The sequence below is a fragment of the Phycisphaerae bacterium genome (assembly GCA_035384605.1).
Classification (GTDB): Bacteria; Planctomycetota; Phycisphaerae; order UBA1845; family PWPN01; genus JAUCQB01.
On the sequence record DAOOIV010000038.1, the window covers coordinates 15,185 to 27,799 of the forward strand.

Genomic DNA, 12,615 nt, shown 5'->3' on the forward strand with positions numbered 1-12,615 from the left:
CTCAACCGCCAACTGCCTGTGTGCCGATAACTTACGGATCAGTCTGCGAAAAAACACAAAGGCAGACGGAATGACAGCGCAGTTTTCGCGCCACCCCACAGGGTGGCTGGGGCGCTGGGCGTTTTTGCCCAGGTGAATAGGTGATCCCGAGGAGCGGGGGCTCGAGAGCCTTGCCTTGTTTCGGCAGGTAGGTTATCCAGCTCAGAGTCAGGACGGACTCATATGCGATTAAACCCGAAATACAGCCCGGTTCGCTGGGGGTTTGGATTGGCAGGCACTCTCTTGCCGGTGGCCTTCATCTCAGGTTGTGCCTCGGCATGGTGGAATGGGTTCCTGGACCCTACTCAGGTTGGGAACTTCCGCGAGAACGTGGTCACGGAGATCCAGGACACGGTCAGTTTCGAGGACAAGCCTTCCGGTATTCCCAACGCGGTGGACCCGACGCCGGACGACTTGGTTGCCACGGTGGAGAACTACCAGCTGGGTCCCGGCGACGTTTTTCAGATCACGCTTCTGGATTTCATGGCCCGTGGGGCACAGAGCGAATTCGTCCTGACCGTGGACGACCTGGGCTATGTTGACATCGCACAGATCGGTCGAATTCGCGTGGAGGGGCTTACTCTTCCTGAGGTTAGAGACGAGGTTGCTCGACAGGCGAAGGCAAGAGGCATCTATGCCGAAGAGAGCGAACCCACAATCACGGTGATAATGGGCGATCAGCAGAACCGGACTTTCAGTATTACGGGCGCCGTTCAGGCGCCCGGCACCTATCGGATTCCCCGCCCGGATTTCAGGCTCACCGAAGCACTCATCATGGCCGGCGGGTCGGATGAGATGCTTCAGCGGCTTTACGCCGGCGGCCGGGTCCGGACGATCTACGTGATCCGGAACGAGCGGCGCCCGAAGACGGTCAAGGAATCGGTCGTGAAGGGCAAGCCAAGCCGTGATGAAACCAACCTTAAGCCGGCAGACACCGGGTTGCCGTCGGCCGTCGTTCCTGAGCCGGCTGTTCCCGAGCCTCAGTCGGTCCAGCCGTCCACACGACCAGGAACGCAGGGGCCGGCATTGCCCACCGACTCCGTGGAGCAGGATTTGATCGACGCCGTCGCCCCCGAGGGAGCATCTCCTCGACGGGGTGAGTTGCCTTCCTCCGCGCCGCAATCGAAGAACGAGAGCCCGCCCCCGTTGAGACCTTTCATCTTCGTCAACGACAAGCTGATTGAGGCGCCTGCGGGCCAGGAAGCCCGTCGGGCGGCGACTTCGGCTTCGACCGTCGTGGAGACGGTTCCACAGACTGAGCAGGCAACCCGACCGGTGGACTGGAGCGAGTTGGCCGGCGAGGGACAACAGAGAATCATCCGCATCTCCGCCGAGGCTTTGCGAACCGGTGACAGCAGCAGCAACATTGTGATTCGACATCAGGATCTGATCCGGGTTGATCCCGGCCCGATCGGGACTTACTACGTGGGTGGTCACGTGGTCATGCCGGGTCAATACCCGCTCAACGGTGAGCAGGTGACCCTGGCACAAGCAGTGATAGCCGCTCGCGGTCTCGATCCGCTGGCGTGGCCGACGCGGTGCGAGATCCGCCGGAGAATCGACCGCGATCGGGAGCAGATCACGCAATGGGATTTGGCTCGAATCATGGCGGGCCAGGACCCGGACGTCTTCCTGCGCCCCAATGACGTGGTCAACGTGGGGACGCACGCGATTGCCCCCTTCTTGTATACCATTCGCAATGCCTTCCGGTTCAGCTACGGATTCTCGTTTTCGTACGACAGGAACTGGGCCGAGTACGACACGCTTGCCGGCCAGTACTATCGAGCCCGGACCGAGGCATCACGGAGAGGTCTGCTGAGCGCCTTCGACTTCTGAGGCGCAAGGGCGCTGAACAAACATGAGCACCAAGCCTCGATCCCTGTGGACGCCGGCCAACACGCTGCAGGCAGCGGCGTTGACCACTCTGCTGGCCGTCCTTTTCTGGCACGTGCTGCATCGTCTGGTGCTCAAGTGGCTGTCCAGCGAGGACTGGTCGCACGGGTTTATCATTCCTTTGTTCAGCCTGTACTACCTGTACATTCGCAGGGACATGATGCCGGTCGGTTTGCGGGACCGCAGCGTACTCCCGCGGCTGGCAGGGGCAGCATTCCTGACTCTCGCGTTTCTGCTGTATCTGAAGGCAACCATCGCCCGGATCGACTATCCCAAGAACGTCGCCTTGGTCATGAGCATCGTCGGGACTCTGTTGATGGTATGCGGCTGGCCGCTGACCCGATGGAGCTGGTTCGCCGTCGCCTTCCTTATGTTCGCGATGCCGCTTCCAGACAACGTATACGGACAGATTACCAGCCCGCTCCAGCGAATCGCCGCTCGCGTCTCGGCGGGGGTTCTCTCCATGGTTCCGGACATGATGACCGAGGCGACGGGCACGATCGTCGAATACAGCTACCAGAACCGGACGGGGACGCTCGACGTGGAGCGGGCGTGCAGCGGCATGCGTCTGCTCATGACGATGACGGCTCTCGGGGTGGCCATGACCTTCGTGAACGAGCGGGCCCTTTGGCAGCGGCTGATCATGATTCTGGTTTGCGTGCCGATCGCCGTGTTCTGCAACATCATCCGGGTTACCACGACCGGGTTTTTCGTCGTTTTCGGTCGCCAGGATCTGGCGCAAGGCACGGCTCATACGCTGTTGGGGCTGATGATGCTTGCCGTCGCCTTCTCGCTCTACGGTGCGACATCGTACGTCTTGAATCATTTGTTTGTGGACCATCAACCCGAGCCTGAGGACGGAACGGCCACGGGAGGTATTGCGGGATGACTTCGTTACCCATGACGGTTCAGGAACGGATTCCCATGCCGATGGGGCCGATCATTCGCCCCGAGCTTGCAGGGACGAGCATCACGGTCCAGGACGTGATCCGCATTCTGAAGCAGCGGATTTTCCTTATCCTGTTCATCTGGATTCTCATTTTCGGCCTGACTATCGGGGGCACCTACCTGTGGGTAAAGTACTGGCCAGGCTACACCGCAATGGGGCAGGTGGTTGTGGAGTCGCCGCTGCCGAAAGCGCCCATGGAGTTTACGAACCCGATCGTGCAGGTGGACCTGCTCGACCGCGCGGTGGCCGACCAGATGGTTCGGCTCAAGAGCGAAGGGTTGCTCAGAGACCTGATCACCAACGATGCCCGCGTTCGCGAAACGCAGTGGTTCAAATCAGGCCGCGACGCCAACGAACGCGTTCAGAAGCTTCAGAGCAGTCTGAGCGTCAAACAAATACCGCAGACAAACTACATTCTGGTCAGCCTGTCGACGAGGAATCCGGAAGACGCGCCGGTCATCATCAACCAGCTCATTGATAAGTACATTTTTGAGACCACGACCGGCTCTCAGAGAAGCTATCGAGAGGAACTTGACACCTACACTAGAGAAGAAGAAGCGATCAGAGCCAGGTTGCAGAACCTTCGCGATCAACAGGCGGATTTCCTGAAGATGGAGTTGACCGAGCCGGGCGCGATCAAGGGAATCAATATTGTGGGCGAGACCTGGCGCGTCTTGGCCCAGGAGGCCGCAAGAATCGGTACGGAGAAACTGCAATACCAGGCCCAATATGAGAATCTGGTCAACCGCGATCCGTCCCAGGCGTTCATTACCCCTCAGATGCGGATGATGATCGAGCAGGATCCGGAGGTGGTGCAGCTACAAAACGCCAGGGTCATGCAGGAGCAGCTTCTGTTGGCCCGTCAACAACAGGGGCTCGGCGAAAACCATCGCGAGATCCGCGAGCTGAAAAGTCAGATGGAGTCGATCGACAATCAGTTGGCCGATGCCAGGGCTCGAAAGGAGCAGGCGGTTCTGGAAGCGGAAATCGCCCAGGCGCAGACGATGTATTTCAACGCGATGCATGCCGAACAGCAACTGCTGGAACAGATCGAGCAGGAGCGATCCAAGCAGCGTGACCTGGACCGGCAGATCGTCGAGTATGAAAACCGTGAAAAGGAGTACGAGCTTCTCCAGCAGCAGCTTGAGCGCGTGAGCGATTACATTGCCCAGTTGAACATGCTGATCCGCACCACCAGTGCCATTCGCCTTTCGGGGGTGAGGGCCTTGGTGCCCTTGGAGCGATCTTCGCCTCGATGGGAGTACAACCTGCCGGCCGGTTTCGTACTTGGCCTGTTGTTGGGCGTCGGCTTGGCGGTGCTTCTGGAGTTCATCGACACGTCCCTGAAGACGGGCCGAGACGTCATCAGACATGTTCACGTGCCGGTTCTCGGCACTGTGCCGGACCTGGACGACGAGGAAATCCCCATTGACGCAATCGAGCTTGCGCCGCATGTGGCGCCTCGATCCATGGTCGCGGAGGCGTTTCGAAACATCCGGACGAACCTGCTGTTGACCTGTCCGGCCGACCGACAGCGGACGGTGCTGATCACAAGCCCCAGACCGGAGGACGGCAGAACCGCCGTAGCGGTCAACCTGGCGATCTCGCTGGCCCAAAGCGGCCGGCGGGTGTTGCTGGTCGACGCGAACTTCCACCGCCCCAGGCTTCGGACCATTTTTCCCAAGTCCAATATAGACGGCCTGAGCAACGTCCTGCTGGGACGCACCCGCCTCGCGGATGTGGTTTCCAAGACCGAATTGCCCAACCTGGATGTGCTGACCACCGGTCCCATTCCGCCCAACCCGACGGAGTTGCTCGCCGCGACCTATTTGCAGCAAGTGATTACCCAGGCCACCGAGCGATACGATCAGGTGATTTTCGATGGGCCTCCGGTGCTGCTGGTCAGCGACGTTCTGGTCATGACCCCAAGCGTCGACGGCGTCATCCTGGTGTTCAGGGCCCAAAACACGTCTCGCGGCGTTGCCCAACGTGCCCGCGAGCAGATCGAGCGGGTTGAGGGACACATTTTCGGGGCAATCCTGAACGCGGCCCAAGTAACCCGAGGAGGCTATTTCCGCGAGCAGATTCGCAGTTATTACGACTATCAGTCCGAGCAGTTGCTTGCTGCTGAATCGCGCCGCGAGCTTCCCGGAGACCAAGGCAAAGAAGCCTGACGATGATTGTCTGACGGGAGAGCCTTATCGAAAACGGCCGGCCTGAGGGCCGGCCGTTTTATTTGTGTGCGCTCAACCACCCTGCCGGCGACCCGTCGGGTAAGCTCAGTCCGCACAGTGCTCGTCGGCTTCAATGCCCGGTCCACTGAGGCATAGCCAGAAGAGACTGAAATCGTCCAAGTCGACGTCAGCGTCCGCGTCCATAGTCGCGTCGGTGCACGTCTCGGCCGCCTCGATGCCGTTTCCCGAATAACATGCCTGGAACAGGCCGTAGTCGGTCTGGTCGACGTCGCCGTCATAATCCAGATCGCCCGGGGTCGAGACCGTCAAATCCACGGGCACGGCAACCACCGGATTGACCGCCGCCGGATCAGCAACGGTGATGCTCGCCCGGTAGAAGCCAACGGACAAGCCGGCGATGTCATAGGCAATGATGATGCGATCGACTTCGCCTGTGCTCGTGCCGGCCGAGGGCACGCAGCTCAGCCACCTGACTTCGTCGGTGAGGGCGTACTCCAGGATCCCGCCGCCCACGTTCTGTACCCAGAGCGTACCACTCTCGATGCGTCGTCCCTTGACGGCTTTGATCTCGAACGAACCCGGCGAGACGGATATCTGCGGCGGTCCCGCAGATACCTGGGTGATGGACACGTCGTCATACCATGCGTCCCCGTCCGTATGGCGGGTCAACAAGACGGCTATGCGATTCGTTCCTTCAGGCGGGACGACGGTCCAGGTAATCTCGCGCCAATCGTAGTTGAGCGCTTCCTGCCGCGGCATCTTCGATTCACCGATCCAGGTGTCATTGCTGAGATACCATATGCCGAATACGTACCAGCCGGCGGGGTTCTGCACGTTGGCGGTCCTGATCCAGGCGCTGACGCGATATATCATGCCAGGACTGATAGAACCGTATGGCGTCACCTGGCGGACCATGCCCAGATCCCAGGTTGGGTGGGCCTTGAGCCATTGCGAATGGACCCCCGAGTATTTCGTCGAGGTTGTCAGGACATCAATGTCCGGGTGCGGCTGGGCGTCGTTGGTTTCCCAATGCAGCCCCACACCCGGATATGTGGGCGATTCGCCTTCCTCGAAGCCGGGATTGCGGATCAGGTTTGGCCCACCCCGAGCCGACGCCGCCGCCAACGCGGTCAAACCGGAAACCAGCGTGATCGTCATGTCACGTCGAACCATGTTGTCCCACCCATGCCGGACTGATTCCCGTGGCTCGCCTGACCACTCACGGAACGAAGCCTCCCCTGGCTCTGTCGCTGCCGTCACGGCAAAGGAGACCACCCGCACGCGCGTCGGCCCTACCCGACATTCGCTCGCAGGAACCTCAGGCCGCGCTTGGCCAGGTCATCGCCGTCTTTCGCCAGCGGTCTCCAGATCGCCGCTGCTGCGGCCAGTTCCTTAATCGCCGGCACGAAACTCTCGATCGTCAGCCAGCGGTTGTACTTGAGTTGCTTGAGGGTCTTGAAGAAATCCTTCCACGGCACGTGGCCGGTCCCGGGAATGCCGCGATCATTCTCACAAGCATGGACGTGGAACAACCGCTTCCTGCCAATCTTGCGCAGGGCGGCCGTGGGATCCTTTTCTTCGATGTTCGCATGGAAGGTGTCGTAGTGGACGCCGACATGGGTGCTGCCGATCTCGTCACACAGGGCGGCCGCGTCCTCGCAGGTGTTGAGGAAATAGGTTTCGAAGCGATTCAGGGGCTCAATTCCCACGTTGATGTCAAGGATCTCGGCGACATCGGCGATCTTGCGAAGGCTTGCCACGGCGTATTTCCATTCGGCGGCGTTGCGCCCGCGGCCAACGAGCCTGCCGACCGGCGAGTACAGCGGACCGGCCACACAATCGGAGCCGAGTTCCTTGCTCACCTCCAGGACGCGAACAACATGGTCGATCGCTGCCTGGCGTTCACGGGCTTCTGGGCTGATGGGCGAGCCGGTCACGATGACGGTACACACCGTGGAGCCGAGGCCGGTGGCTTCCAAGGCTTTGCGCGTTGCGCGAACATCCACGGCCTTGGGGTCAAACATCGGGAACTCCACTCCGTCGAATCCCAGCTTCGCCACCCTCTCGATCAAGGGGATGCTCTTGCGTGTGAAGCAGCCCGTCCACAGCATCAGGTCACAACCGATCTTCATGTCGAACCTCCTGACATTGTCTGGTCTTCTGAAAAGGGTTGAGACAGTCGACGAGCCGTTCAACCCGCCAATACTCCATCAGCCGGCCGTCAATGTTGGCGCACGGGGCCCGCCGGGTTGCGAACATCATACCCGGCCGGTCAGTGATGTGACAGTTCTCGGCATGTGGCCTCTCGTGGTCATCGTGCTCCCCGACGGCGAAGCCGGCTCACGAGCTCAACGGTGATGCCGCCAATGCCCCGGGTATGCCGGAAACCATTCGCGAATGGACCAGGGCTCACGGCGGTCGTCAGGGCAATGGCGGACGTCCTTCTGTACCGGCCGGGTGCCAGAGCACGACGGCTACGGTCGGTTCCATTCCTCGCAGAGCGGGCAGAGCGGGATGCCATCAAAGCGGTGATCCAGATGCGAGCGGCGGACGGCCATCATGATCGGGCCGGTCCACAAGGAAGAAAGCGAGGTGTCCGTCAGCGATCCGATAGCATGGTTGCCTCTGTAATCCTGGTCACAGACGGTGACCCGGCCATCGGCCAGCACGAACGTGCGGCGGAAGATCCTGTAACAGGGGACTCTTGCCGGCGGGGCCATGGACATCACCGCCAGTTCCGGCCACTGGCGGGCATAGTGACTGGGACCGGCCACATAGACCGAGCCCGTCTTGGCGATCCAGTGGTCAAAGAACTTCTCCATCTCGCTGATCGTCGCTCTCGTTTTGGCCATCTCACAGACGATGAGCGGCTGAGGTTGTCGGCGCTGGTGGTTCGCGATACACAGCGCCTCGATGTTGGCCGCAACCTGTTGATAACAGTCGGCACGGTGAACATCGCGATAGGTGGCAGGGGTCATGGCGTCGATGAGGACATTGAGCACGTCGACGCGCGGGCTCATGAGCGCGTCGATTGCCGAGGCATCCAGGTTGATGCCGGTGGTTCGGACGGCTATGCCGAGAATCCCCGCTTGGCGGGCATAAGCCGCCATCGCGGGCCATTCGGGGTGCAGCAACGGATCACCGAAGCCGCCCAGGACAATTCTCGCGTCGTCCCGGGTGGCCAGTTCGTCAATCAGCCGCTTATACATGTCCATGCTCATCGGCCCGCGTCGGCCGACGGCCGATCCGCGCGGCCGAAGCGTCGTGTTGGGAAGTGAGTCCTCGGTGGTCAGCTCGATTTCGACTTCTTCGGGCAATACTCCGATCTGGTCGTACCTGTGGTCGAGCAGCCAGCGGGAAGCGGTTGTGGCATCAGGAGTCTGGTTGTCCCGGGCGGTCTCGACCAGGATTTGGGCGACACGGTCCAGTGCGGCCTGAGTGTCGGCGATGCAACGGCCGACGGCATGGCTGATCTCGGCCGGGACGGCATAGTAAGCGCTCTGGGTGGCGAGATCCTTCCGCGGCTCCTCCGGCCGGTAGGCCATGATTCGGCACAAAGGTTGCCCGGCCTTGGCCAGTTCGGCGAGCAAGGCGGGTTGGCACACGATCGCAGATAGGCCCGGGGCGGTCTGCGTGAGGGCCAGACGCATCTCGGCGCGCACCTGGTCATAGTGGTCGATGAGTCGATCCAGCAGATCGGGATCGAGCAGCGGTGCGGCCGACGGCACGGCCACCACGGCGTCGGCGTGATCCATCCGGCAAACGGCGTCGATCAACCACGGATTGAGGCTCTCGTCGAAGACGGTGGTCCCAACCAAGCCGCCGCGCCAGGCATCAAGAGACCATTTACGCCCGCTGGCCACCATCTCGCGCCACGGCACCGAACCGGCGTCATGGGTCTGAACGACCACATCGAGGCCCGCCACGGCCGCGTCAGCCAGGTGCCTCTCGCGACGATGCACAACCAGGTGGGTTCGGTCAACTCGCTTTGCCGCCAGGACGCGCCGCAACGTCCGCCGCAGGACCGTCTCGCCCAGCAGATCGTCATTCAGGCGGGCCCGCGTGCCGAGTACCCCTCGTGCAAAATCGGCTTCGATGACAGCAATGGTCTTCATGGGGTTGGACCGGGTTTCCCCCCTTCGCTTTGCTTCAGCGCGGCGAGCAGGGTTCGGGGTTCCCTTCGGGTCTGAGCCTGAGGCTCAGCCTCAAGGTCGAAGACAGGGTTCAGAAAGAAAGGATAGAGGATGAAGGATGAAAGACGAGTCAACAAGACCCCACTGTCGGTTCTGGCTGATCGCTGATCGCTGATCGCTGACAGCTCTTCTCCCATACCCTTACTCCTTGGCGATCACGGCGTCAAAGCGGGATAAGGCTTCGCTCAGTATCTCGCGGGCCACGCCGGCTCCTTCGACAATCGCCTCGACGAACTGGATATCGCGACGCAACTGGCTTCGGGCCCGGGAAACGTCATCATGTTCGCTCATGGCAATGCGGCGGTCGGCGCTGAATCGCTGTAACTCCGCGTGTTGTGACACCGCGCTGACGATCTCGTAGGTCTTTACCAGTTGGCGCATCCGGACGCGCAGGGCATCAACCTCGGCAATTCGCCGATTGAACTCAGCCGGCCGGTCAAGCAGGCCGGTAAGTTCCTTGAGTACGGCGAGCATGTGCTGGCACGTTTGGCGCATCTCGTCGATATCCTGCAGTCGCTTCTCAACTTCCGCCTTGCCGGCGGCCAGGCGCGAACGATCATTCCAATCGAGCTTGCGGAGGTAGTCGAACTTCTCGCGCGGTATGGGACGGGTGCAGTACCGCTCGGCCGTTTCAGAGAGCTTCATTACCGTTGTGCCGGCCTTGCGTACGCCGCCTTCCGTGGCATCGATGACCCGTCCGCGAGGCAGCGCGGCAAAGTCACCCTCAAATTGCTGGAGATAGGTGAAAAGCTGCTCGTCGGTGTAGATGTCGTTGCCATGAATGTCCTTGGCCTTGATCAGGATCGGCCGGGCTCGAACGATTCGTTCCCATTCCTTCATTTCGATGGAGTGGAAGCGGTTCAGCTCCGGCCGCCACAGGTCGTGGATGGCGACACCGGGCAGGTAATAGACGTGGTCGGTGCATCCCAGATCCTGGCCGACGAAGATGATCGGATCGCAGCCCATGTAGACCGCAAGGTACAGCGACAAGTGGGCAACCGTCGCCCCGGCTTTGAGACCGTCGCGCGCGGCAAGCTTGCGGCCCAACACGGCGGTCGCAAAGCTGTTGGACAGAATGGACACAGGTCCCTTGTAAAGATCCAAGACGCCCCAGTTGACCTTGGGTTCGGCGATCATGTGTGTACCGCTGAAATCCTGTACGCCCTCGAAAAACCGTTTGGTCAGTTCGTGGTAATCCAGGACGGTGACGAAGTCGGGAATGACGCCCCGGTCAAGCAGCGTCTTGTATATGGCGTGTACCGCGATGATGACGGCTTTACCCTTGAGCGCTGCAAGCTGGTCGATATTGCGTCTCAGGGATGGCCCGGCGGAGACGACGATCGCCGGGTAGCCGGCGAAGCGATCGCGAAGCACGTCGATCGGCGGAGTGGCCAAAAACCGCGGCAGGTTGTTGGCGATGTTGCGGCAGGTGATTCGGGAGTTGGTCACCAGCGTGACCAGGCTCATTCGGCAGTAGGTCATGTGGTCGGTTAAGAGCTTGCGGATCGCGGCCTGGAAATCTGCGGCAATTCGCCCGGAGGGCGCATGACTGACGAACTGAGCACCCATCATCATGGCGGTGTTGTGGGGCTCCAGGCGGGTCTGAACCTCGTTCTTGTCGGTACTGGTCAGAATAATGCAGCGGTCGGAACGGAAAAGGTCGGCCAGATCCATGGTTTCCATGGCGGCCTTGAGAAGCGGCAGACTCGGCTCGGTCACGATAATGAACGCTTCGCCCTTGAGCCGCGAGAACAGGGCCCGCACATGGTAACCCAGGCCGAATCCGTTGATGATGTAGCACAAGGAGTCGCCGATCTCGACCGAATCGGCCCATTTCTTTGACTCGGTTTCGGGGTCGATACGACTGTGCAGATAGAATGGGCGCTCAGAGCCGGGTAAACGGACCGCAACCGTGGGCACCCCGGTTTTCGCTTGTTCGATGACCACCGAGTCGTCGTCGGCGCACTCGTCGATGCGCTGGGCAAGTCGCGGGTCGCTGCGGAACAGGGCGGCCATATTCCGGCAGTATACCTCATCACGAACGAGGGGGTTGGTTGCTGGTGCGGATCCCGACAAAACCCATTCTCCTTGATCCGGTCACGTCAATCGACGAAGCTCGCCCTGATCTTCAGTGCATCCTTCAGGCGTTCGAGGTACTCGCGACGAGGAATCTCGACCGCCCCGAACCGCTGAAGGTGCGGCGTAAGGAATTGTACGTCAAGCAGGGCGAAACCGCGACTGCGCATTCGTTCAACCAGGGCGACCAGGGCTACCTTGGAAGCGTCCCGCTGTCGGCTGAACATGGATTCGCCAAAGAACGCGCCCCCGATAGCCACCCCGTAGAGCCCGCCGGCCAACTCGCCCGCCGACCCTTGGCTGCTCCCCGCAGGTTGGTCGATGGCCCGCCAACTTTCGACCGAGTGAGCCAGGCCCAGTTCGTGCAGTCGGCAATAGGCCTCTACGATCTGCTCCGAGATCCAGGTGCCTTCGCGCCGGTCGGCGCAGCCGCGCATGACCTCCTCGAAGGCGGTGTTGACGCGGATCTCGAACCGCCCGCTGCGCCAGGTCTGCATGCACGTCTTCGAGGCGTGAAAGCCGTCCAGCGGAATGACCGCCCGCGGATCGGGGCTGAACCACTGGATCCGGCCCTCCACGTCCATGGGGAAGATGCCGCTCGCATACGCGGCAACAAGAACCTGAGGCGTGAGGGGGAGCGTCTTCATGCCTTGAGTATACAAGGTTCAGCGTTCGGTGTTCAGTAGGGCCGACCCGGCGACGACACGGCTTCTCCTTGGCTGTGAGCAACACGGTCCGCACTCACCGATTGATCTTCTGGCGGACTTCGGCAACCACATCGTGTCGCCGTGTCGCGCGCCCTCGTCGGCCTTCCACGATTCAGGGTTCAGTCATGAGAGGCGAGGAACACAGGGGCGTTGAGTACCCGCGACGGCCGGATCTCGCGACCAGCCGCAAGCCCCGCCGTTTGGACTCATGCACCAGTGCCGGCCGCCACCAGCTTGACGCGGACACACTTGGCCGCCGTCCAAGCAACCTCACCGGGCGAAGGGGCCCCGGTGGCGATGTGGTACAGGACGTCCGGGCAGATGTCTGCCCCGTTGGGCCACACCAGTGTCTCGGCTTCGGGATCGACGCGCACTTGTGCGAAAACGGCGATGCCCTTCAGATCCGCAAACAGGCCGCCTCTCTCGACCAATGGAGCAAAGTCCAGATCCGCGCGTACGCCATCCTCAAAGGTGATCGCCAGACGGTAGCCACCTTGCGATCGCACCTGTGTTGGTCATGGATACATCCCCCGAGTCTCCGTTCAGGCCAACGGCTCGATCCC

The 12,615-nt window shown here is 61.2% G+C and carries 9 protein-coding genes; 3 read left to right on the forward strand and 6 right to left on the reverse strand.

The genetic code is table 11. From position 1 onward, the window contains the following. Positions 1-222: 222 nt before the first annotated feature. From PLL20_10455 to PLL20_10465, 3 genes are read left to right on the forward strand one after another with little or no spacing between them, the layout of a single operon-like run. Entirely contained in the window at positions 223-1,875 is a 1,653-nt protein-coding gene (locus tag PLL20_10455) for a polysaccharide biosynthesis/export family protein (GenBank protein HPD30408.1), read from the forward strand. Between the two features lie 22 nt (positions 1,876-1,897). Continuing rightward, a complete protein-coding gene (locus PLL20_10460) occupies positions 1,898-2,821 on the forward strand; it encodes an exosortase/archaeosortase family protein (protein ID HPD30409.1) in 924 nt (307 codons plus the stop codon). Next, positions 2,818-5,055 (forward strand): polysaccharide biosynthesis tyrosine autokinase, encoded by a 2,238-nt coding sequence (locus PLL20_10465; protein ID HPD30410.1) that lies wholly within the window; start codon positions 2,818-2,820, stop codon positions 5,053-5,055. Before PLL20_10460 ends, PLL20_10465 begins: the two co-directional genes overlap by 4 nt. A gap of 105 nt (positions 5,056-5,160) precedes the next feature. Here the strand turns inward: PLL20_10465 and PLL20_10470 are convergent, their stop codons facing one another. The 6 genes from PLL20_10470 to PLL20_10495 form a co-directional block, all read right to left on the reverse strand. Continuing rightward, on the reverse strand, positions 5,161-6,249 hold the full coding sequence (locus PLL20_10470) for a hypothetical protein (GenBank protein HPD30411.1): 1,089 nt from the start codon (positions 6,247-6,249) through the stop codon (positions 5,161-5,163). Positions 6,250-6,368: 119 nt separating this feature from the next. Next, a complete protein-coding gene (locus PLL20_10475; GenBank protein ID HPD30412.1) occupies positions 6,369-7,208 on the reverse strand; it encodes a sugar phosphate isomerase/epimerase family protein in 840 nt (279 codons plus the stop codon). Between the two features lie 342 nt (positions 7,209-7,550). Continuing rightward, positions 7,551-9,191, reverse strand: a complete 1,641-nt coding sequence (locus tag PLL20_10480; protein ID HPD30413.1) for an SPASM domain-containing protein — start codon at positions 9,189-9,191, stop codon at positions 7,551-7,553. A gap of 219 nt (positions 9,192-9,410) precedes the next feature. After that, on the reverse strand, positions 9,411-11,345 hold the full coding sequence (locus PLL20_10485; protein HPD30414.1) for a DUF115 domain-containing protein: 1,935 nt from the start codon (positions 11,343-11,345) through the stop codon (positions 9,411-9,413). Positions 11,346-11,371: 26 nt separating this feature from the next. Then, the gene (gene aat, locus PLL20_10490) at positions 11,372-11,992 is read right to left on the reverse strand and encodes a leucyl/phenylalanyl-tRNA--protein transferase (GenBank protein HPD30415.1); all 621 of its coding nucleotides are present in this window, start codon (positions 11,990-11,992) and stop codon (positions 11,372-11,374) included. A gap of 266 nt (positions 11,993-12,258) precedes the next feature. Further along, the gene (locus PLL20_10495) at positions 12,259-12,558 is read right to left on the reverse strand and encodes a DUF2442 domain-containing protein (GenBank protein ID HPD30416.1); all 300 of its coding nucleotides are present in this window, start codon (positions 12,556-12,558) and stop codon (positions 12,259-12,261) included. Positions 12,559-12,615: the final 57 nt, after the last annotated feature.

Excerpts from the sequence above, each read along its gene's own strand:
- PLL20_10470 (HPD30411.1), bottom strand. The coding sequence starts at position 6,249 with ATGGTTCGACGTGACATGACGATCACGCTGGTTTCCGGTTTGACCGCG.
- aat (HPD30415.1), bottom strand. The coding sequence starts at position 11,992 with ATGAAGACGCTCCCCCTCACGCCTCAGGTTCTTGTTGCCGCGTATGCG.
- PLL20_10475 (HPD30412.1), bottom strand. The coding sequence starts at position 7,208 with ATGAAGATCGGTTGTGACCTGATGCTGTGGACGGGCTGCTTCACACGC.
- PLL20_10460 (HPD30409.1), top strand. The coding sequence starts at position 1,898 with ATGAGCACCAAGCCTCGATCCCTGTGGACGCCGGCCAACACGCTGCAG.
- PLL20_10480 (HPD30413.1), bottom strand. The coding sequence starts at position 9,191 with ATGAAGACCATTGCTGTCATCGAAGCCGATTTTGCACGAGGGGTACTC.
- PLL20_10455 (HPD30408.1), top strand. The coding sequence starts at position 223 with ATGCGATTAAACCCGAAATACAGCCCGGTTCGCTGGGGGTTTGGATTG.
- PLL20_10465 (HPD30410.1), top strand. The coding sequence starts at position 2,818 with ATGACTTCGTTACCCATGACGGTTCAGGAACGGATTCCCATGCCGATG.